The following is a 19128-nucleotide window of genomic DNA, read 5'->3' on the forward strand; positions in this document are numbered from 1 at the left end:
GAGATGAGCGCCGACCTCACCAGGCGGGAGTTGTGCAAAGCGATAGGCGCGGGCGTCGCGATCGCGGGCCTTGCGCCGTCCGCGATCGCGCGCGCGCAGGAAGGCGCCGCTGCGGCTGGAGATGAAGCGCTCAAACTCTGGTACCGCAGCCCGGCGACGCGATGGGTCGAAGGGTTGCCGCTGGGCAATGGGCGCCTTGGCGCGATGGTCTGGGGTGGCATCGAACACGAACGACTGCAGCTCAACGAGGACACGCTGTATGCCGGCGGCCCCTACGACGCCAACAATCCGGAGGCGCTGGCCGCGCTACCGGAGGTGCGCCGGCTGATCTTCGCTGGGAGGTATGCGGAAGCCGAGGCGCTGGCGGATGCGAAACTGATGTCGCGCCCGCTCAAGCAGATGCCGTACCAGCCGCTGGCCGACCTGGTCCTGGATTTCCGCGACGTTCCCGACACATCCGAATACCGCCGCGAGCTCGACCTCGATACCGCCATCACCTGCACCCAGTTCCGGACCTGGAAGACACTGCATACGCGGGAGGCCTTCGTGTCGCCGGTCGATCAGTGCATCGCGGTGCGCGTGGCCACCGACGGCCCTGGCGGCGTCAACCTGCGCGTTGGGCTCGACAGCGACCAGGAGAACGAGGTGCGGGTCGAAGACGGCGCCCTGCTGCTGCGTGGCCGCAACGGATCGGCCCACGGCGTCGAGGGCAGGCTGAAGTTCGCGCTGCGGGTGCGCGTGCTGCCCCGGGGCGGCACGCTGAAAATGGATCGGGGGCGCATCGAGATCGAAGGGGCGGACGAAGTGGTGCTGCTGGCCACCGCCGCCACGGGTTACCGCCGCTACGACGACGTCGGCGGCGATCCGGAAGAAATCACTCGCCGGCAGCTGGCGGCAGCTCACAAGCGCGGCTTCGACGCACTGCGCGCTGCACACGTGGCCGAGCACCGGCGCCTGTTCCGCCGCGTGGCCATCGACCTGGGCCATAGCGAGGCGGAGAAGCTGTCGACCGACGAGCGCGTCGAGCGGTTCGCCGACGGCAACGATCCCGCGCTCGCCGCGCTCTACCACCAGTACGGCCGCTACCTGCTGATCTGCAGCTCGCGACCCGGTACCCAGCCGGCCAACCTGCAGGGCGTCTGGAACGACCTGATGGATCCGCCGTGGGGAAGCAAGTACACCATTAACATCAACACCGAGATGAACTACTGGCCCAGCGAGGCCAATGCGCTGCACGAATGCGTCGAGCCGCTGGAGCGCATGCTGTTCGATCTCGCTGAAACCGGCGCGCGCACCGCGAAGCATATGTATGGCGCTCCAGGCTGGGTCGTACACCACAACACCGACCTGTGGCGCCAGAGCAGTCCGATCGACGGTGCGCAGTGGGGCCTGTGGCCGATGGGTGGTGCCTGGCTGCTGCAGCAGCTATGGGATCGCTGGGACTACGGCCGCGATCGCGCCTACCTGGCCAGGATCTACCCGCTGTTCAAGGGTGCGGCCGAGTTCTTCGCAGCCACCCTGGTGCGTGATCCTGCCAGCGGCGAGATTGTCACCAATCCTTCGATGTCCCCGGAGAACGTGCACCCGCACGGCGCATCGCTGTGCGCCGGGCCTGCGATGGATTCGCAGCTGCTGCGGGACCTGTTTGCGCAATGCATCGAAGCGGCGGGCCTCCTCGACGTCGATGCGGACTTCGCGAAGAGCCTGACCACGTTGCGCGCGCAGCTGCCACCGGACCGGATCGGCAGGGCGGGGCAGCTGCAGGAATGGCGTGAGGACTGGGACATGGAGGCGCCGGAAATCCATCATCGTCATGTCTCCCACCTGTACGCTCTGCACCCGAGTTCGCAGATCAACGTGCGCGACACGCCCGAGCTGGCGGCGGCGGCGAAGAAATCGCTGGAAATCCGCGGCGACGAAGCCACCGGCTGGGGCATCGGCTGGCGCCTGAACCTGTGGGCGAGACTGGGCGATGGCGAACACGCGCACAAAATACTGGGGATGCTGCTGAGTCCCGACCGCACCTACCCGAATCTGTTCGATGCGCATCCGCCGTTCCAGATCGACGGCAACTTCGGCGGCACCACCGGCATTACCGAGATGCTGCTGCAAAGCTGGGGCGGGTCGATCTTCCTGCTGCCGGCGTTGCCCAGGCAATGGCCGATGGGGCAAGTGCGCGGGCTGCGAGTGCGCGGCGCGGCCGGGATGGATCTGAAATGGCGAAACGGACGGCTCGTGCAGGCGCGGTTGTCCAGCGATAAGGGCGGCGACTATTCCCTGGTGTACGGCGAGCAGGTCGTGGAGACGACATTGCAGGCGGGACATTCGGCTGAGTTCGGCCTGCGCGGCGACAGGCTGGTTCGGCTATGAGCCTGGCGTACGTGATGCGGCAGGCGCTTTCTCATCCGATCGATGCGGTCATGCCGCTAACACCTGATATGGATCGATTTCGAAATCAAACGCGCTGCTTCCCGGCGCATCCCACGGCGGAAACAGGATCATGAGCAACGACTTCTTCATCGGCACCCGAGAATATTTCCCCGGCCTCGGCCGCATCCCGTTCGAGGGCATCGGCTCCGACAACCCGCTGGCGTTCAAGCATTACGACGCCGGCAAGAGGATCGGCGAGAAAACCATGGCCGAGCACCTGCGCTTCGCCGTGTGCTACTGGCACAGCTTCTGCAATGCCGGCCACGATCCGTTCGGTCCGGGCACCCGCGCCTATCCATGGGACGCGCCGGCCACGGCCATGGGGCGCGCCGAAGCACGGGTCGACGCTGCGTTCGAATTCTTCAGCAAGCTTGGCGTGCCTTACTACTGCTTCCATGACATCGATCTGGCACCGGACGCCAGCGATGTAGGCGAGTACGAGCGCAACCTCAGGCACATGGTCGCACTGGCGAAAGAGCGCCAGCAGGCGACCGGCGTCAAGCTGCTATGGGGCACCGCGAACCTGTTCAGCCATCCGCGCTACATGAACGGTGCATCCACCAATCCCGATTTCGCCGTGGTCGCGCGCGCCGCGGTGCAGGTCAAGGCGGCGCTGGAGGCGACCGTGGAGCTGGGTGGGGAGAACTACGTGTTCTGGGGCGGGCGCGAAGGCTATGCCAGCCTGCACAACACCGACATGAAGCGCGAGCTGGCGCATATGGGACGCTTCCTGACGATGGCTCGCGACTACGGCCGCAGCATCGGATTCGATGGCGTGTTCCTGATTGAGCCCAAGCCGATGGAGCCGATGAAGCACCAGTACGATTTCGACTCGGCCACGGTGGTGGGGTTCCTGCGCGAGCACGGCCTGGACCGGGACTTCAAGCTCAACATCGAAGCCAATCACGCCACGCTGTCCGGGCATACCTTCGAACACGATCTGCAGGTGGCCTCGGATGCGGGCCTGCTCGGCAGCATCGACGCCAACCGCGGCAATCCGCAGAACGGCTGGGACACCGACCAGTTCCCGGTGGATCTGTACGACACCGTGGCCGCGATGCTGGTGGTGCTGCGCCAGGGTGGCCTGCAGCCGGGCGGGTTGAACTTCGATGCCAAGGTGCGGCGCGAATCCACCGATCCGCAGGACCTGTTCCTGGCGCATATCGGCGGCATGGACGCGTTCGCACGCGGCCTGGAGGTGGCGCATGCCCTGCTGACGGCTTCGCCGATGGAGGGCTGGCGCCAGCGGCGCTATGCCAGCTTCGATCAGGGCGCCGGGCGTGATTTCGAGGACGGCAGGAGTACGCTGGCCGACCTGCGTGACCTGGCGGCGCAGGCAGGCGAGCCGGAACAACGCAGTGGCCGGCAGGAGGTGTACGAGAACCTGTTCAACCAGTACCTGCTCCGTTGATCCAGGCGCTCGAAATCGGAATGTGCGGGATTTCCGCACTGTCATTCCCGCCGGGGCGGGAAACACGAGCGCAAAGTTGTTCGCTGTACCCCTTTAACGCCCGGCGTCGGTCCGGCAACCCCAACACAACCAAGGTGTCCTCATGACGAGCGTCTCCCTACCGCAAGCAGCCGCAGCCGGTGGTGAAAACACCCGCCTCATCATCCTGATCAGCTGCGTGGCCACCATCGGCGGATTCCTGTTTGGATTCGACAGCGGCGTGATCAACGGCACGGTCGATGGACTCAAGCAGACTTTCCAGTCCAGCTCGGCAGGCACCGGCTTCGAAGTGGCGTCGATGTTGCTGGGTTGCGCGGTCGGTGCGTTCTTCGCCGGTCGCCTGGCCGACCGCTGGGGCCGGCGTGCAGTGCTGATCATCTCGGCGGTGCTGTTCCTGTTGTCCTCGATCGGTTCCGGCATGGCGAACACCTCGCTGATGTTCATCGCCGCGCGGGTGCTGGGCGGCTTCGCCGTCGGCGCCGCGAGCGTCATGTCGCCGGCCTACATCGCGGAGGTCGCATCCGCGCGCTATCGCGGACGGCTGGCGACTGTGCAGCAGATCGCGATCATCAGCGGCCTGTTCTGCGCCTTCCTCAGCAACTATCTGCTGGCGAAGACCGCGGGCGCTTCCACCGAGGCGTTGTGGCTCGGATACGCGGCATGGCGCTGGATGTTCTGGATGATGGCGATTCCGTCGACGGTCTTCCTGCTGCTGCTGCTGTTCATCCCCGAAAGCCCGCGCTACCTGGTGGTGAAAGGCCGCAAGCAGGACGCGTTGCAGGTGCTGACCCGGCTCTACGGCGCGACGGAGGCGAACACCAAGCTGGCCGAGATCGATGCCTCGCTGTCGGCGGACCACCATCGTCCGCGCCTGTCCGACCTGATCAACAAGTCGACCGGCAAGATCCGCAAGATTGTCTGGGTCGGCATCGGCCTGGCGACGTTCCAGCAGCTGGTCGGTATCAACGTGGTGTTCTACTACGGCGCGGTGCTGTGGCAGGCGGTGGGCTTCTCCGAAAGCGATGCGCTGCTGATCAACGTGCTGTCCGGCGCGCTCAGCATCGGTGCCTGCCTGGTGACGGTGGTGCTGATCGACAAGATCGGACGCAAGCCGCTGCTGTGGGTCGGCTCGGCAGGCATGGCGGTATCACTGGCGCTGGTGACGTATGCATTCGCCACTGCCGGCCTGGATGCGGCCGGCAAGCTGGCGCTTTCCGATTCTATGGGCGTTCTCGCCTTGGTGGCGGCCAATGTGTACGTGGTGTTCTTCAACATGTCGTGGGGGCCGGTGATGTGGGTGATGTTGGGCGAGATGTTCCCCAACCAGATTCGCGGCTCGGGTCTGGCGGTCGCCGGCGCGGCGCAATGGACTTCCAACTTCGCGATCACCATGACCTTCCCGATCCTGCTGACCAGCATCGGTCTGGCCGGTGCCTACGGCCTGTACACCATCGCCGCGGTCATCTCGGTGTTCTTCGTGCTCAAGTACGTGCACGAGACCAAGGGCAAGGAACTGGAGCAGATGGAAGGCTGACAGGCTCGCGGCCTGCGCGACACTTCGCTGCAAGCGAAGTCACGCCGCATAAACGCTTAGGCCACCTAAAAGGTGGCCTAAGTCGTTGAAATTGATGGTGGGCGGTGCAGGGATCGAACCTGCGACCCTTGCCGTGTGAAGGCAATGCTCTACCGCTGAGCTAACCGCCCGATGCTGCGCTCGGGCCGCGCATTCTACGGGCCGGGGCAGGGCGGGACAAGGCCGGTTGCCGCGTTCATTCGATCTGCGAGCGGGCGTAGGCGGCGTCCAGAGCTTCCATGGCGTCCTGTGGTTTCAGGCCGGCCGCCTTCTCGTAGGCGGCGGCCGCAGCGTCTTCCTTGCGGTCGCCGTACAGCAGCATCAGCACGTTGCCGTGCTCGATGTGGGCGATGGGCGAGGCGGGGGTGAGCCTGAGCGCTTCCCTGATGTGCTTTTCCGCCTCGCTGGCCTTTGCTCCGTAGGTCAGGCCACCGATCATGGCGCCGATCTTGCCGATGATCTCGGCGTGATACAGGGCCAGTGCCGTGTGCGCTTCGGCGTGCTTGGGCGCGAGCTCCAGGGCGGCGTCGAGCGACTCACGCACCTTGCCGGCGATGCCCTGCTTGAGCGCCTTGGCGATGCTCAGGCCCTGGCTGTAGCGGCCCAGCGCGAAAGCATGGCGGTAGTGGCTGTTGGCTTCCTCCGGCAGGGCCTTGATCGCGCCCTCGGCCAGTTTGGCGGCCTGTTCGAAACGTTTGAGTTTCTCGGCCTCGTCGTCCACCAGGTAAGTGGCATGGATGCCGATCGCCTTGGCCGCCACCGACGCGCCGATGGGGCCGAGTTTCTCGCCGGCGTCGAAGGCGGCCTTGAAGTCGCCGGAATGGAACGCGCGCCAGGCCTCCTGCAGCGCCGACGCCAGTGTGGAGGCGTCCAGCTTGGGCGCGGCCTTGCCGGCGGCCTTGATCAGCGCGGCGGCGCGTTTGTCGTCGGGGAAGGGCTCGGCGTCGCCCGCGTGCAGTTTTGGCCAGGCCTTCTTCAGCGCATCGCCGGGGTAGGCGTAGGCCTTGGCGTCGTGCGGGAATGCAGCCCATCCGGTCCTGGCGGCCATGCGGTGTCCTTGCGGTTGGCGAGGCGCGCAGCATCCCGCCATTGCCACGTTGCTGGCAAGCCTGGCGCGCGCGCGTCGATAGTGTGATTGCTCCATCGCAGGCGGTCAGGCTGTAGCGGTCGATATCGGCCTCAGGGCCAGAGGAGTCAACGATGGTCGTTCGCAGATCCGTCCGCCGTGCAGCCGGTGCGTACCGGCAAACCACGCCCCGCCACCTGTGGCTGGCCGCCCTCGGCGCGATCTCGGTGGCGCGCCGCGAAGCGCGGACCGCGCTAGGCATCGCCCTGGACGAAGCCGGAAGGTTCGGACGCCAGGCCGCGCAGTTCGCCGGCGATGCGCGCGATCTCGCCCGCGGCGTCGCGATGACGCTGGGCGAAAAGGCCGAGCCGCAGGTCGGACGCTTCAGCACCGACATCGAGGCACGCCTCGCTCCGGTGCTGGACAAGCTCGGCGTACCGAGGACTGGTCGCAAGCCCGCACGCAAGGCGCGTACCGCCGCGAAGAAGCCGGGCCAGCGCCGCGCCAGCCCGCGCACGCAGGCGGCCGTACGGGTGGCGCGCAAGGGGCGCGGGGCCTAGTACCAGGCCGGCACCCGCCGGCCCTCCCGCTATTCGCGATAGGCCCGCGTGAGCGTGTTGAGGTGCATGCGCTCGGCGTCGCGCAAGAACGGCGCCAGCGACATCATCACCTGCACGATGCCGTCGCGGATCGCCGCCTGTTCGTCCTTGTCGCCGCGCACCGCAGCGTAGTTGAGCCAGAACGTGGCGATCACCAGGATGTTGGTCGATGCCGCATCCAGCTCGGCCGCCGACGCGCGCATGACCCCGGCCTGCGACAGGCCGCGCATGACCAGGTGGGCCTGGTCGTCGGCGCGCTTGAGGATCCGGGCGAAGCGGATGCGCAGGCGCCGGTTGCGGCTGAGGATGTCCACCAGGTCGCGATACAGGAAGCGGTAATCCCAGATGCACTCGAACACCAGGTGCAGCTGCAGCCACACGTCTTCCAGGCCAGGGAGGCGCCCGCTCGGAGGCGTCAGCGCGTTATCGATCCGCTCCTCGTACTTGCCGAAGAGCTGCTCGATGATGTCGTCCTTGTTGCGGAAGTGGTAGTACAGGTTGCCGGGGCTGATCTCCAGCTCGTCGGCGATGTGGTTGGTGGTGACGTTGGGCTCGCCCTGCGCGTTGAACATCGCAAGCGAGCAGTCGAGGATGCGCTGGCGGGTATCGCGGGCCATCGGTGTCTATTCCTTCCCTCCAGCGGGGAAGGCGCGTGCGGGGCGGGAGCGGGTTGGCGTCACGGGCAAGGCACCTGCGGACCCAGGTTCCTCCCCTGGTGGGAAAAACTTCAATTGGTCAGCTTCTTCACCAGGTCCACGTACTTCTGCATAGCCTCGTCCTGGTCGGTCCCCTTGAGCTTGGCCCACGCCTCGTACTTGGCGGTACCGACGAAATCGAAGAAGCCGGGCTTGGGGCCGCTGACATCGCCTTCCGCGCCCTGCTTGTAGAGCGCGTACAGGCGTAGCAGGGTCTCGTTCTCGGGGCGCTCCGGCAGGTTCTGGACATCCTTTGCCGCCTGTTCGAACTGCCGCTTCAGATCGCCGGTCGTGGCCATGGCGCACCTCCTGGGGGACCGGCATGACAGCACGGGCCCGGTGAAGGGTCAATACACCTGCGGATTGTCGCAGCGCTTGCGCTCTGGCACCGTAAGCGGCACGGACGTCGCGGAGTGCGGCCTCCCCCGACCGGACTGCAGGCATGAGCTATTTCGTAACCGGCGCCACGGGTTTCATCGGCCGCTACCTCGTCAGCAACCTGCTCCGGCGCAAGGGCACGATCCACGTGCTGGTGCGCAAGGATTCGCAGAAGAAACTCGAGACGGTCGGGAAGAAGATGGGTTGGGACATGCGCCGCATCGTCCCGGTGGTGGGCGACATGACCGCGCCCAGGTGCGGCCTGAGCGCAGCGCAGATAAAGGCGTTGCACGGCAAGGTCCGGCATTTCTTCCACCTCGCGGCGATCTACGACCTGCAGGCAAGCGCCGAGAGCCAGCGGGCGGCGAATATCGATGGCACCGCGCATGCGCTCGAGCTGGCGGTGGCGATCGATGCCGGCTGCTTCCACCACACCAGCTCGATCGCGGCCGCCGGGCTGTACCCGGGCGTATTCCGCGAGGACATGTTCGAAGAAGCCGAGGGCCTGGACGATCCCTATCTGCGCACCAAGCACGACAGCGAGGGCCTGGTGCGCGCGGAGAAGCGGATCAAATGGCGCATCTACCGCCCCGGGATGGTGGTGGGTCATTCGCAGACCGGCGAAATGGACAAGATCGACGGGCCGTACTACTTCTTCACCCTGCTCAAGAAGCTGCGCGAGCTGCTGCCGCCGTGGATGCCGGTGCTCGGCATCGAAGGCGGACGGATCAACATCGTCCCGGTGGATTTCGTCGCCGACGCAATGGACCACATCGCGCACAAGCCCAAGCTGGACGGGCATACCTTCCACCTGACCGACCCCGAGCCCATGCGCGTGGGCGAGGTGCTCAATACCTTCGCCCGCGCCGGCCATGCACCGGAGATGACCATGCGCATCGATGCGCGCATGTTCGCCTTCGTGCCCGGTGGTATCCGCATGGCGGTGGGCAACCTGCCGCCGGTGCGGCGCTTCATCGGCATGCTGCTGCGCGATTTCCGCATTCCGAAATCGGTGCTCAAATTCATCACCTATCCGACCCGGTTCGACAATCGCGAGACCGAGCGCGCACTGCGCGGCAGCGGCATCGGCGTGCCGCGGCTCGACGATTACGCCTGGCGGCTGTGGGACTACTGGGAGCGGCACCTCGATCCGGACCTGTTCGTCGACCGCACCCTGCGCGGCAAGGTGCGCAACAAGGTGGTGGTGATCACCGGCGGCTCGTCGGGTATCGGCCTGTCGACCGCGCAGCGCGTGGCCGAAGCCGGGGCGACCACGATCATCGTGGCGCGCGGGCAGGACGAGCTGTACAAGGCCCGCGACGAAATGAAGAAGGCCGGCGGCAAGGTCTTCGCCTATACCGCGGACCTATCGGACATGGCCGACTGCGACCGCCTGGTGCAGAAGGTGCTCAAGGAGCACGGGCACGTCGACATCCTGATCAACAACGCCGGCCGTTCGATCCGGCGGTCGATCGAGCTCAGCTACGACCGCTTCCACGACTTCGAGCGCACCATGCAGCTGAACTACTTCGGCAGCCTGCGCCTGATCATGGGCTTCATGCCGTCGATGACCCAGCGACGCAAGGGTCATGTCATCAACATCAGTTCGATCGGTGTGTTGGCGAACTCGCCGCGGTTCTCCGCTTACGTGGCCTCGAAGGCCGCACTGGACGCGTTCAGCCGTTGCGCCCAGGGCGAGCTCTCGGGCAAGGGCATCAGCTTCACCACCGTCAATATGCCGCTGGTGAAGACGCCGATGATCGCGCCGACCAAGATGTACGACAGCGTGCCGACGCTGACTCCGGATGAGGCCGCGGATCTGCTGGTCAAGGCGATCATCGAGAAGCCCAGCCGCATCGCCACCCGCCTGGGCATCTTCTCTGCCCTGATCAATGCGCTGGCGCCGAAGGCCTACGAGGTGATCATGAACACCGCGTTCGAACTGTTCCCGGATTCGGCCGCGGCCAAGGGCGACAAGAAAGCGCTCAAGGGCGAGGAGCAGCCGAGCAACGAGCAGATCGCCTTCGCCGCGCTGATGCGGGGCGTGCACTGGTAACCGGCTCCCGGGCCTGCTCCGGTGCGGGCGCGCGATTGCGGTCGGCTGGTTGGGCCTGCATCGGCTGCGTGAGCCGGCCGCGTCAGTAGGCGTGGCACTGGATGAAGCGCACCGGCGTATCGCTGTCGCGCGGCGGCTGCAGCTGCAGGCGCGACGCGCGCAGCTCGGCATACGGCTCGAGCAGGGCGCACAGCCCGGCCCTGTCGGGTGCGCCGGCGAGATGCACGACCAGGGTCGATCGCGTCGACCACACGGCGCGATCCACCCAGGGCAGGGTCGCCACGGCATCTGCGACCTTGCGTCGGCGGCTGGCCAGTGCGGCGGGATCTTCGGGAACAGGCGCGGTCATCGGCGGCGCCGCGGTCGATGCGGGCTGGCGTGGGGGAGCAGCAGGGGTTGCCGCCGGCGTGGCAGCTTGTTGCGAAGCTGCCGGCGCCGGCGCATCGCGTCCTGAGAGTAGGAATATGGCGATGCCTGCGACTCCGGCCAGGACCCAGACAAGCATCACATGCCGGTTCGCTCGCGCACGGACAGCGCCCATGATCTCGGCCCGCTGCGCCGGATCCAGCTGCGGTTCAATTTCTTTCCACAGCGTCTGGCCATCCAGCAGCTCGATCTTCTGCACGCGGGCGAGCGACCGGGTATCGGCCGCGACGCTGCCCAGGGTGGTCATCCAGCCACCGGTGGCGCCGCGCAGCTGCAGGTCACTGGCAAATTCCGCGATGGTTGCCGGTCCCAGGACGTAAGCGGTGCCGTGCTTGGTGGACAGTAGCGACATGCGGCCGCCGTGTTCCAGCTCGATCAGTCCGTGATCGTCGGACATGTCGGTGCTGCCGGTCTGGCGGTAACCGCGCCGGGCCATCACCTCGAGTACTAGGCGCTGGAATTCGCGCCAGTGCATCCCTGCCAGCGCCATGATCCCGGTGGCCTGCTGCTCGCGGCGCAGGCGAACGCCGAGCAGCCACGCGCTGGCCAGCCCGCCGATCAGCAGGAATACGACGATAGGAAGAAGGATGCCGCTCATGCGCGACCTGTTCGATGCGGGGTCGCCAAGGATAACGGAACCGGTTCAAGGCAACGTCGCGAACCTTGCGCCCGGACGTGGGTGCGAATCAGGTCGCCCGCCAGTCCAAGGCCGCAAGGGGAGGGAGCATACGGTCTTCGTGCGGACTGGCGGGCGAGAAAGTTGCGCGGCCTCAGGCGGTGGGCGCGCCCTTGCGCTTGCGCGCGACGGTCTTCTTGCCCGCGGCCTTCTTAGCCGGCGCCTTGCGCGCTGGCGCGCTGCGCGGTGCGGCGGACGTGCGCTGACGGCGCAATTCTGCGGTAAGCGTGTCGACCCGCTGCGCCAGATCGGCAAGGTCCTCGCGGCCTGGCACGCCCAGTTTCACGAGCGCGCGCTGCACGCGGTCCTCGAAGACCTTCTCCAGGCGGTCCCAGGTGTCGCTGGCCCGCTCGCGCGCCTGGCCGACGCGGGCCTCGACGGCATCGCGCACCACATCGGCGCGACCACCGGCGAACCTGCGTGCGCCCTGTTCGAAATTCATGCCTTCCTTCACCAGCGCCTCGAACAGCTTGGTGCCTTCGGCCTGGGCGCGGCCGAACGCGCCGACGCCGGCCAGCCAGACCTGCTGCGCGGATTCGCTGAGCTTCTTCGACAGCTGGTCGGCCTGCGCCTGTGCGCTGGAAGGACCGGTCTTCTTGCCCGCTTTCTTGAACTTGGCCATCTGGAATCCCTCCCGGGGATCGGTTGCGTGCCGTGCAGCATCTTCCGCATCGCTAGAGCATTCACACCATGCGCTCAGCGCCGCGAGCGGCGGCGCCTGTGCGCGGGCTTGAGCAGATGCTCGGTATCGTCCAGCGCGCGCCGCAGCCGCGCGGTGGTTTCGGTGCTGCGCGGCGGTGTCCGCTCGAGGCCGGAAAGGATCGTGCGTTCGGGGTCGTCGAGGATGGCATCGCGCAGGCCGATGCCATGGGCGGCCAGCAGCGGGCGCAGTGTTTCGCGTCGGCGCCCGAGATCGTCGAGGGTGTTGCGGTAGGCGAGCTGGCAGATGCGGCGGCGGGCACTGAAACTGAAGGCGTTGGAGAAGAACAGCTCGCCATCGGCCGCGTTGGGTTCGAACACCAGCTGGTCCACGTCCGGATACTGCTGCGCATACCGGGACAGCCCGACCTGCATGCGCGACTGCAGCAGCGTGCGAAATGTCTGCGACAGCACCGCAGGCAGCCCGCCTTGCGCCAGGCCACGCCTGCGCGTGCCGGGCGCGCGCGCGTCCGCCGGCGCGTGACCGGAGTCGAACGGCACCAGCGGGTTGACGCCGATCAGCAGGTCGATGCCGCGATCCAGCAGCACCGAGGCATGCATGGTGCGGCGCAATGCGCCGTCGACGAACTGGCGTCCGCGTACTTCCACCGGCGGATACAGGCCGGGCAGTGCGGCGCTGGCCTGCACGGCCCTGGAAATCGGCACGTCGTCCCAGCCTTCGCCGCCAAAAGTGACCGTCTCGCCGTTGTCCAGATCCACCGCAACCACAGCGAGACGTCCCTGCAACTGGCGGAAGTCGTTGCTGCGCCCGCGACGGGTGAAGACGTCGCGCAGGAAGCGCTCTACTTCGGTGTTGTCGAACAGTCCGGTCGGCACCAGGCCGCCGAAGCGCGTCAACAGTTCCGACCAACGCGACTCCTTCGGTTCCAACAGTAGCCCGCGCCACCATTCGAACGTCAGCCTTGGCAGGCTGGCGGCGCGACGCAGGTATTCGTACACCGCCGGCCGCAGGAAGGTCTCCGGGCGGAATTGCACGTCGTCGCTGTCGCCGGTGATGAAGATCCGGCACATCTCGGCAGTGGACATCCGGTTGGCGAGGCCCGCGGCAAGAAATGCGCCGCTGCTGACGCCCACGTAGCAGTCCAGACGCGACAGGTCGAGGCCTTCCATCGCCTCTTCGAGCGCGCGCAGGGCGCCCAGTTCGTACATGCCGCCGATCGGTCCGCCCCCGGCGACGGCCAGGCCGATGCGCGGGGCGCCCCGATCGTTCGCCCGGTTGCGGGCGGCGTGGACTGAGAGCATGGAAAAGGTAAAAGCGGAAGTCGGGCGAGTGTAGCGAATGCCGGACCCGTATCATGTTCCGATGCCCGAAATGCCCCTCGCCACACGCATCGTGGAACTCATCGAGCGGCATCGGCAACTCAACGATCCCGTGCGCGAGCCGCGCAACGGTTTGGACTGGCTGCCCGTGCTGCGGCGTTGGCAGGCGGAGCGCCTGCGCGCCAGTTTCGCCGGTTTTCTCGAAGACCCCGGCCAGCGGCCGGCCGCCGAATTCTTCCTGACCGACATCTATGGGGACCGCGACTTCACCCAGCGCGATGCCGACATCGCCCGGGTCATGCCGATGATGCAGCGCCTGTTGCCGGCCCCGCTGCTGGAGACCATCGCGGCCGGCATCGAGCTCGGCGCGCTGACCCATGCGCTGGACCTGGACATGGCCGCAGTGCTTGAACGCCTCGCGCCCCGGCGCCGGGTGCTGGATGCCGCGCTGTATGCGCAGGCCTATCGGGAGGTAGGCGGAAAGGCGCGCCGCGATCGACAGATCGCGTTGATCGGCCAGGTCGGTCGCGGTCTGGGGTCGGCGCTGCGGACCCACGGCGTGGCGACCTTGCTGCGTCTGGCCCGGGGCCCGGCGCGCGCGGCCGGACTGTCGGAATTGCAGGGCTTCCTGGAGCGGGGTTTCGAAGCCTTTGCCGCCCTGGACGATCCGGTCGGGTTCATCGATGGCATCGTCGCCGATGAACGACGGGTGTCGCGCCGGCTGTTTGCGGGCGATCCCGACCCCTTCGATGCAGCGCGCGGCGCATAACCATTGGCTTGAACGGCGGGATTTCCGCGCCTGGCCGCACGGGTACGTATCATTTTCCTCTCTTGAGGCAGGTGCCATATGGCGAACGACAACGTCGAACTCGGACGCCTGCGCTGGCGGTGCCGCCGTGGGATGGGCGAGCTCGACCAGCTGATGTCTCGCTATCTGGACCAGGTCTGGGCGGCGGATTCCGAGGCGCAGCGCGGGGTTTTCCTAAGGCTCCTGGACTGCGAAGACGACAGACTCTGGCGCTGGTTCATGGGCTATGAGGTCCCCGAGGATGCCGAACTCGCAACGCTTGTCACACGGATCCGAAACCTGCCGGCTTGAATGGCGGCCCTCAAGGGCGTTCGTCGTCGCCCAGATGAGCCTGGGCGTGCTGGGCGCATGCTCGGTGCTGGCCTCGGAGATGCCACGAACCGCGGCATGGCTGATCGCGGCCGCCGCCATGGTGTACGCGGCACTGCTGTCCGATCGGCATCTGCGGCTCGGAAGGGTGCCCGTGGTCTGGAACGGCCGGTTGGGTACAGCGACGATCGATGGCGTCGCGACCGGGGAGGCTTCGCTGCAGTGGCGTGGCCCGATCGCCTTCCTGCACTGGCGCGACGGCGCGCGGCGCAGACGCTGCCTGGCGTTCTGGCCGGACGCGCTGGACCGGAAGGCGCGACGTGAACTGCGACTGGCCGCCGGGCCTCCCGCGGCTTCGCGAACGGGACCTTCGATGGCACCATAATGGATTGATCCGTGTGGGCCTCTCCCGCACTGGCGCCCGAGGCCTGATGTTCAAACCCATTCCTGTCGCCATCGGCCTGCGCTACCTGCGCGCCAAGCGCCGCAACGGCTTCATTTCCTTCATTTCGCTGGCCTCGATCCTCGGCATCGCCATCGGCGTCGCCGCGCTGATCACGACGCTGGCGGTGATGAGCGGGTTCCAGCGCGAGATCCGCGACCGCATGTTGCAGATGGCGGCGCATGCCACCGTCAGTTCGGACGGGGCGATGGACGACTGGCAGCTGGCGGTGGACGAAGCGCGCGAGGACAAGCGCGTGGCCGGCGCAGCGCCCTATATCGAGATCCCGGCCATGCTCGCCGGCCCACGCACCGAGGGCGCACTGGTGCGGGCGGTGATCCCGGACGAGGAGCGCAAGGTCTCGGTGATCGCCGACCGCATGGTGCAGGGCAAGCTCTCCGACCTGGCGCCGGGCAGCTTCAACATCGTGCTCGGCAAGGAACTGGCGCTGTGGGCAGGCGTGGGCGTGGGCGACAAGGTGGTGCTGACCCTTGCCGACGCACGCGCGACCCCTGTCGGCGCCATCCCCCCGCTGAAGCGTTTCACGGTGAGCGGCATCTTCGAGGCCGGCTACCAGGAATACGACCGCAACCTGGCCATCATCAATTTCCGCGATGCCCAGCGCCTGCTGCGCATGGGCGATGCGGCCACCGGGGTGCGCCTGCGGCTGCACGACATGAACCTGGCCTGGGACGTGGCATACGACCTGGCGGGTCGCCTGGCGCGCCGTGGCGCTGCTTACCGGGTCAGCGACTGGAGCCATGAGAACGCGAACATGTTCCGCGCGCTCAAGCTGGAGAAGACGATGATGGCGATCCTGCTGTCGCTGATCATCGCGATGGGCGCGTTCAACCTGGTGTCCTCGCAGGTCATGCTGGTCACCGACAAGCAGGCCGACATCGCGATCCTGCGCACGCTCGGGCTCACACCGCGCGGAGTCATGCAGGTCTTCATGGTCCAGGGCAGCCTGATCGGCGTGATCGGCACGGTGATGGGCGTGGTCGGCGGCATCCTGCTGACCCTCAACCTGGAACACATCCTCAAGGCGATCGAGCGCGTGTTCGGCGTGCAGCTGTTGCCGGGGGACGTGTACTACGTGACCGGGCTGCCCACCGAACTCAAGGCCGACGACGTGACCATCATCGCGCTCATCGCCCTGCTGATGGCCTTCCTGGCCACCATTTATCCGGCCTGGCGCGCTGCCCGTACCGCCCCGGCCGAGGCGCTGCGCTATGAGTGAACCCGTCATCCATGCCGAGGGCCTCGGCAAGACCTATCGCGAAGGCACGCTGCATACTCCGGTGTTCGATGGCCTGGACATCGCGGTGCAGGCCGGCGAGACGGTCGCGATCCTGGGCGCTTCGGGGGCCGGCAAGAGCACCCTGCTGCACCTGCTGGGCGGGCTGGATACGCCGACGGCGGGCGAGGTGTTCGTGGCCGGGCAGAAGATGAGCGCGCTGTCCGACGCGGCGCGCGGCCAGCTGCGTAATCGCGCGCTGGGCTTCGTGTACCAGTTCCACCACCTGCTGCCCGAATTCACGGCGCTGGAAAACGTGATGTTGCCGGTGCTGCTCAACGGGACCGCAGTGGCCGATGCGCGCGCGCGCGCCAAGGCTCTGCTCGAATCGGTCGGCCTCGGCCATCGGCTCGAGCACAAGCCAGGCGAGCTGTCCGGAGGCGAGCGCCAGCGCGCCGCGGTGGCGCGTGCGCTGGTCAACAAGCCGGCTTGCGTGCTCGGCGACGAACCCACGGGCAATCTCGACGAGAAGACCGCCGCCAACGTCTTCGAACTCATGCTCGGGCTCAACCGCGCCGAAAAGACCAGCCTGGTGCTGGTGACGCACGACAGACGCCTGGCGCGGCGACTGGATCGGGTGGTCGAACTGCACGAGGGCAGGTTGCGCGAGCTTGCCCCCGCAGAGGTCTGAGGTCCCCGTGCAGCGGGAGCCGGTCGCGTCCGAAGTGCTGCGCGGCGTGGGCTACGATCCGGATCGCAACATCCTGGAGCTCGAATTCGGCAGCGGCGATGTGTATCGCTATTTCGACGTGCCGCCAGAGCTGCATGTCGGGCTGATGACCGCTGTTTCTCACGGTGCCTTCTTCGCCGCCCACATCCGCGACGCGGGTTTCGAGTTCGAGCGCGTCGGCTGAAGGGACCTGCCGCCGGTCTGGCCGCTACTGGGTCAGCCTCTGCAATACCTTCACCGCGACACCTCCCGCGGGAATGGCTGCAGAGGCGACCTCGGCACCCATTTCGAACAGCATGTCGCGGGTCATGACCCGGTCGATCTTGTCGCGGAACCATTCGCCACTGGCGACGACATTGCCGGTCAGCCCGTCGATCTCGATCACGCCCACCTTGCCGGCCGGATTCCAGACGTACTCAAAGGCATACACGGGGCGGTAGTAGAGGTGCAGCTTGTCGACCTCGTAGCGGTCCTCGTGGATCGCGCTGGCGTCGATGGCTTCGCCGGCAAGACGCGAGAGGGCCATCTGCAATGCGGCAGCCGACGACAGGGTGGGTTCGATTGCTCCGCTCAGCTGGAGTTGCTCCTGCTCGGTGGCCTTGTACTTCTCGACGTAGTTCTGCAATGCCGCCGACTTGACCGGTCGCTTCAGGGCATCCTGGTAGACGATCGCTTCCACCTTGCGGTGACAGACTTCCGAGCACGGCAGGTCGACGCGGGGTTTGTTGCCGGCAGACAGCACTTCGAAGCTGCGTCCGGCCACCTCGATCCGTTGGGCGTGCGGATTGGTGATCGGGAGCGAATAGTTGGCCTCGTGGTTGAAGTCCACTTCCCGGCGGGCGACCACATGCCAGAACGGCTCATGCCGCAGCTCCCATTTCGACAGCAGCACGGTGTCGTGCTTCGGGCGATTGAGCGGGTTCAGGCGCGCAAGCGTGCCGAAGGCGTCGAGCTTGCTCTTCTCGGCCTGTTCCTGCGCGGCCCGTGCCTGGTACACCTCTTCGAACACGAGGATCCGGGTCGCCGCCGGTTCGATCCGCACATTGCTTGTCATGTCCCCTCCGGTCGCGCGCCTGCGGCCGTTGCGGCTGCTCGTGGCGGGCATGATCCGAACCAACGTGCAACGGCCATCGCACGGGCCAGCCGCCGTCGGCGGGCGCAAGGCACCGGCTAGAATCCATGCATGGCCCGACCGACATCCGCCACTATCCATACCGGTGCACTACGCCACAACCTGGCGGAAATCCGCCGCCGTGCACCGGCCAGCCAGGTCATGGCCGTGGTCAAGGCCGACGGCTATGGCCATGGCCTGGAATGCGTGACGCGCGCGCTGGCGAGCGCCGATGCCTTCGGGGTCGCGGCGCTGTCGGACGCCGAGCGCATCCGTGCGCAGGGGCTCAGCCAGCCGATCGTATTGCTGTCGGGGTTCGACGCCCCCGAGGACCTGGTGCAGCTGCAGCGCCTCAACGTGCAAACCGTGGTCCACCACTACGAGCAGATCGCCATGCTGGAACAGTCCGGCCCCGCGATCGCGTCGTCGATCCGCTGCTGGCTGAAAGTCGACAGCGGAATGCACCGCCTGGGCTTCGCGCCCGGCGACGTGGGTCAGGCGCATGCCCGCCTGGCCGCACTCGGCGGAGGCGAGATCGTGCTGATGACCCATTTCGCCAGTTCGGACGAATTCGAGAAGGCCCAGACCCGCGAGCAGTTGCGCGTGTTCGAGCAGGCCACCGCCGGTTTGCCGGGACCACGCTCGCTGGCCAACTCCGCCGCGGTGCTCGGTTGGCCGCAGGCGCACGGCGACTGGGTGCGCCCGGGCGGCGCGTTGTACGGAATTTCGGTCGTTGCCGGCAAGTCGGGTGCGGATTTCGGCCTCCAACCTGCGATGACCCTGTCGACGCGCCTGCTTGCGGTGAACCGCATTCCCCGCGGCGAACGGATCGGCTATGCGGCCACCTGGGAAACGCCGGAAGACATGCCGGTCGGCGTCGCCGCCATCGGCTATGGCGACGGCTACCCGCGCCGGGTACCGGCCGGCACGCCGGTGCTGGTCAATGGCCAGATGGCACCGGTCATCGGCCGCGTGTCGATGGACCTGATGACCATCGACCTGCGCAAACAGCCGCACGCGAAGGCGGGCGATCCGGTGGTGCTGTGGGGCGAAGGCCTGCCCGTGGAAGTGATCGCCGACGATGCCGGCACGATCGGCTACGAGCCGGTGTGTTCGATCACGCGAAGGGTGCGTTTCGTCGAAGCCTGACCCGCGGCTGCTG

At 66.9% G+C, this 19128-nt stretch carries 19 protein-coding genes and 1 tRNA gene; 12 read left to right on the plus strand and 8 right to left on the minus strand.

Features of this window, described 5'->3' with window-relative positions:
- The first annotated feature begins 3 nt into the window (after window positions 1–3).
- The 3 genes from MC375_RS12540 (at window position 4) to MC375_RS12550 (ending at window position 5414) form a co-directional block, all read left to right on the plus strand.
- The gene (locus tag MC375_RS12540; RefSeq protein ID WP_242103725.1) at window positions 4–2370 is read left to right on the plus strand and encodes a glycoside hydrolase family 95 protein; all 2367 of its coding nucleotides are present in this window, start codon (window positions 4–6) and stop codon (window positions 2368–2370) included.
- A 130-nt stretch (window positions 2371–2500) separates the two neighbouring features.
- The gene (gene xylA, locus MC375_RS12545; RefSeq protein ID WP_242103726.1) at window positions 2501–3841 is read left to right on the plus strand and encodes a xylose isomerase; all 1341 of its coding nucleotides are present in this window, start codon (window positions 2501–2503) and stop codon (window positions 3839–3841) included.
- A 142-nt stretch (window positions 3842–3983) separates the two neighbouring features.
- Window positions 3984–5414, plus strand: a complete 1431-nt coding sequence (locus tag MC375_RS12550) for a sugar porter family MFS transporter (RefSeq protein WP_242103727.1) — start codon at window positions 3984–3986, stop codon at window positions 5412–5414.
- A gap of 95 nt (window positions 5415–5509) precedes the next feature.
- Here the strand turns inward: MC375_RS12550 and MC375_RS12555 are convergent.
- Window positions 5510–5584 (minus strand) — tRNA-Val (locus MC375_RS12555).
- Between the two features lie 65 nt (window positions 5585–5649).
- Complete coding sequence (locus MC375_RS12560; RefSeq protein WP_242103728.1) at window positions 5650–6501, minus strand: hypothetical protein; 852 nt, start codon at window positions 6499–6501, stop codon at window positions 5650–5652.
- A gap of 152 nt (window positions 6502–6653) precedes the next feature.
- On the opposite strand from MC375_RS12560, the gene MC375_RS12565 reads away from it, so the two are divergent.
- Window positions 6654–7079 (plus strand): hypothetical protein, encoded by a 426-nt coding sequence (locus tag MC375_RS12565; RefSeq protein WP_242103729.1) that lies wholly within the window; start codon window positions 6654–6656, stop codon window positions 7077–7079.
- 29 nt (window positions 7080–7108) lie between these two features.
- Here the strand turns inward: MC375_RS12565 and MC375_RS12570 are convergent, their stop codons facing one another.
- Together MC375_RS12570 and MC375_RS12575 are read right to left on the minus strand one after the other, a co-directional pair.
- Entirely contained in the window at window positions 7109–7735 is a 627-nt protein-coding gene (locus tag MC375_RS12570; protein ID WP_242103730.1) for a TetR/AcrR family transcriptional regulator, read from the minus strand.
- A 110-nt stretch (window positions 7736–7845) separates the two neighbouring features.
- Window positions 7846–8112, minus strand: coding sequence for an acyl-CoA-binding protein (locus MC375_RS12575; protein ID WP_242103731.1), 267 nt, complete (start codon window positions 8110–8112; stop codon window positions 7846–7848).
- A gap of 143 nt (window positions 8113–8255) precedes the next feature.
- Here MC375_RS12575 and MC375_RS12580 point away from each other — a divergent pair, with 143 nt between their 5' ends.
- Complete coding sequence (locus tag MC375_RS12580) at window positions 8256–10247, plus strand: SDR family oxidoreductase (protein ID WP_242103732.1); 1992 nt, start codon at window positions 8256–8258, stop codon at window positions 10245–10247.
- 82 nt (window positions 10248–10329) lie between these two features.
- On the opposite strand, the gene MC375_RS12585 is transcribed toward MC375_RS12580, so the two are convergent.
- The 3 genes from MC375_RS12585 to MC375_RS12595 all read right to left on the minus strand — a co-directional run bounded on the left by MC375_RS12585 (window position 10330) and on the right by MC375_RS12595 (window position 13311).
- Window positions 10330–11271 carry a restriction endonuclease gene (locus tag MC375_RS12585; protein WP_242103733.1) on the minus strand — a complete coding sequence of 314 codons (942 nt, stop codon included), beginning with the start codon at window positions 11269–11271 and terminating at the stop codon, window positions 10330–10332.
- Window positions 11272–11443: 172 nt separating this feature from the next.
- Window positions 11444–11971 (minus strand): phasin family protein, encoded by a 528-nt coding sequence (locus MC375_RS12590; RefSeq protein WP_242103734.1) that lies wholly within the window; start codon window positions 11969–11971, stop codon window positions 11444–11446.
- Between the two features lie 74 nt (window positions 11972–12045).
- Window positions 12046–13311, minus strand: coding sequence for a patatin-like phospholipase family protein (locus MC375_RS12595; RefSeq protein ID WP_242103735.1), 1266 nt, complete (start codon window positions 13309–13311; stop codon window positions 12046–12048).
- A gap of 70 nt (window positions 13312–13381) precedes the next feature.
- Here MC375_RS12595 and MC375_RS12600 point away from each other — a divergent pair, with 70 nt between their 5' ends.
- From MC375_RS12600 to MC375_RS12625, 6 genes are all read left to right on the plus strand, one after another.
- Complete coding sequence (locus MC375_RS12600; protein ID WP_242103736.1) at window positions 13382–14098, plus strand: hypothetical protein; 717 nt, start codon at window positions 13382–13384, stop codon at window positions 14096–14098.
- A gap of 78 nt (window positions 14099–14176) precedes the next feature.
- Window positions 14177–14428 carry a succinate dehydrogenase assembly factor 2 gene (locus MC375_RS12605; RefSeq protein ID WP_242103737.1) on the plus strand — a complete coding sequence of 84 codons (252 nt, stop codon included), beginning with the start codon at window positions 14177–14179 and terminating at the stop codon, window positions 14426–14428.
- Window positions 14429–14462: 34 nt separating this feature from the next.
- A complete protein-coding gene (locus tag MC375_RS12610; protein ID WP_242103738.1) occupies window positions 14463–14831 on the plus strand; it encodes a hypothetical protein in 369 nt (122 codons plus the stop codon).
- Window positions 14832–14877: 46 nt separating this feature from the next.
- On the plus strand, window positions 14878–16128 hold the full coding sequence (locus MC375_RS12615) for a lipoprotein-releasing ABC transporter permease subunit (protein ID WP_242103739.1): 1251 nt from the start codon (window positions 14878–14880) through the stop codon (window positions 16126–16128).
- A complete protein-coding gene (lolD, locus tag MC375_RS12620; RefSeq protein WP_242103740.1) occupies window positions 16121–16816 on the plus strand; it encodes a lipoprotein-releasing ABC transporter ATP-binding protein LolD in 696 nt (231 codons plus the stop codon). The genes MC375_RS12615 and lolD overlap by 8 nt, the downstream gene beginning before the upstream one ends.
- Window positions 16817–16823: 7 nt before the next feature.
- Window positions 16824–17039 carry a KTSC domain-containing protein gene (locus MC375_RS12625; protein ID WP_242103741.1) on the plus strand — a complete coding sequence of 72 codons (216 nt, stop codon included), beginning with the start codon at window positions 16824–16826 and terminating at the stop codon, window positions 17037–17039.
- Window positions 17040–17063: 24 nt separating this feature from the next.
- Here MC375_RS12625 and MC375_RS12630 read toward each other — a convergent pair whose 3' ends face one another.
- The gene (locus MC375_RS12630) at window positions 17064–17909 is read right to left on the minus strand and encodes a hypothetical protein (protein ID WP_242103742.1); all 846 of its coding nucleotides are present in this window, start codon (window positions 17907–17909) and stop codon (window positions 17064–17066) included.
- Window positions 17910–18038: 129 nt separating this feature from the next.
- On the opposite strand from MC375_RS12630, the gene alr reads away from it, so the two are divergent.
- Entirely contained in the window at window positions 18039–19115 is a 1077-nt protein-coding gene (gene alr / locus MC375_RS12635) for an alanine racemase (RefSeq protein ID WP_242103743.1), read from the plus strand.
- Window positions 19116–19128 lie beyond the last annotated feature (13 nt).

The organism is Lysobacter sp. M2-1 (assembly GCF_022662495.1).
Classification (GTDB): Bacteria; Pseudomonadota; Gammaproteobacteria; order Xanthomonadales; family Xanthomonadaceae; genus JAKPBU01.

Bases quoted from the DNA above. Each gene is read 5' to 3' on its own strand.
- MC375_RS12540 (WP_242103725.1), top strand. From the start codon at position 4: ATGAGCGCCGACCTCACCAGGCGGGAGTTGTGCAAAGCGATAGGCGCG.
- xylA (WP_242103726.1), top strand. From the start codon at position 2,501: ATGAGCAACGACTTCTTCATCGGCACCCGAGAATATTTCCCCGGCCTC.
- MC375_RS12550 (WP_242103727.1), top strand. From the start codon at position 3,984: ATGACGAGCGTCTCCCTACCGCAAGCAGCCGCAGCCGGTGGTGAAAAC.
- MC375_RS12560 (WP_242103728.1), bottom strand. From the start codon at position 6,501: ATGGCCGCCAGGACCGGATGGGCTGCATTCCCGCACGACGCCAAGGCC.
- MC375_RS12565 (WP_242103729.1), top strand. From the start codon at position 6,654: ATGGTCGTTCGCAGATCCGTCCGCCGTGCAGCCGGTGCGTACCGGCAA.
- MC375_RS12570 (WP_242103730.1), bottom strand. From the start codon at position 7,735: ATGGCCCGCGATACCCGCCAGCGCATCCTCGACTGCTCGCTTGCGATG.
- MC375_RS12575 (WP_242103731.1), bottom strand. From the start codon at position 8,112: ATGGCCACGACCGGCGATCTGAAGCGGCAGTTCGAACAGGCGGCAAAG.
- MC375_RS12580 (WP_242103732.1), top strand. From the start codon at position 8,256: ATGAGCTATTTCGTAACCGGCGCCACGGGTTTCATCGGCCGCTACCTC.
- MC375_RS12585 (WP_242103733.1), bottom strand. From the start codon at position 11,271: ATGAGCGGCATCCTTCTTCCTATCGTCGTATTCCTGCTGATCGGCGGG.
- MC375_RS12590 (WP_242103734.1), bottom strand. From the start codon at position 11,971: ATGGCCAAGTTCAAGAAAGCGGGCAAGAAGACCGGTCCTTCCAGCGCA.
- MC375_RS12595 (WP_242103735.1), bottom strand. From the start codon at position 13,311: ATGCTCTCAGTCCACGCCGCCCGCAACCGGGCGAACGATCGGGGCGCC.
- MC375_RS12600 (WP_242103736.1), top strand. From the start codon at position 13,382: ATGCCCCTCGCCACACGCATCGTGGAACTCATCGAGCGGCATCGGCAA.
- MC375_RS12605 (WP_242103737.1), top strand. From the start codon at position 14,177: ATGGCGAACGACAACGTCGAACTCGGACGCCTGCGCTGGCGGTGCCGC.
- MC375_RS12610 (WP_242103738.1), top strand. From the start codon at position 14,463: ATGAGCCTGGGCGTGCTGGGCGCATGCTCGGTGCTGGCCTCGGAGATG.
- MC375_RS12615 (WP_242103739.1), top strand. From the start codon at position 14,878: ATGTTCAAACCCATTCCTGTCGCCATCGGCCTGCGCTACCTGCGCGCC.
- lolD (WP_242103740.1), top strand. From the start codon at position 16,121: ATGAGTGAACCCGTCATCCATGCCGAGGGCCTCGGCAAGACCTATCGC.
- MC375_RS12630 (WP_242103742.1), bottom strand. From the start codon at position 17,909: ATGACAAGCAATGTGCGGATCGAACCGGCGGCGACCCGGATCCTCGTG.
- alr (WP_242103743.1), top strand. From the start codon at position 18,039: ATGGCCCGACCGACATCCGCCACTATCCATACCGGTGCACTACGCCAC.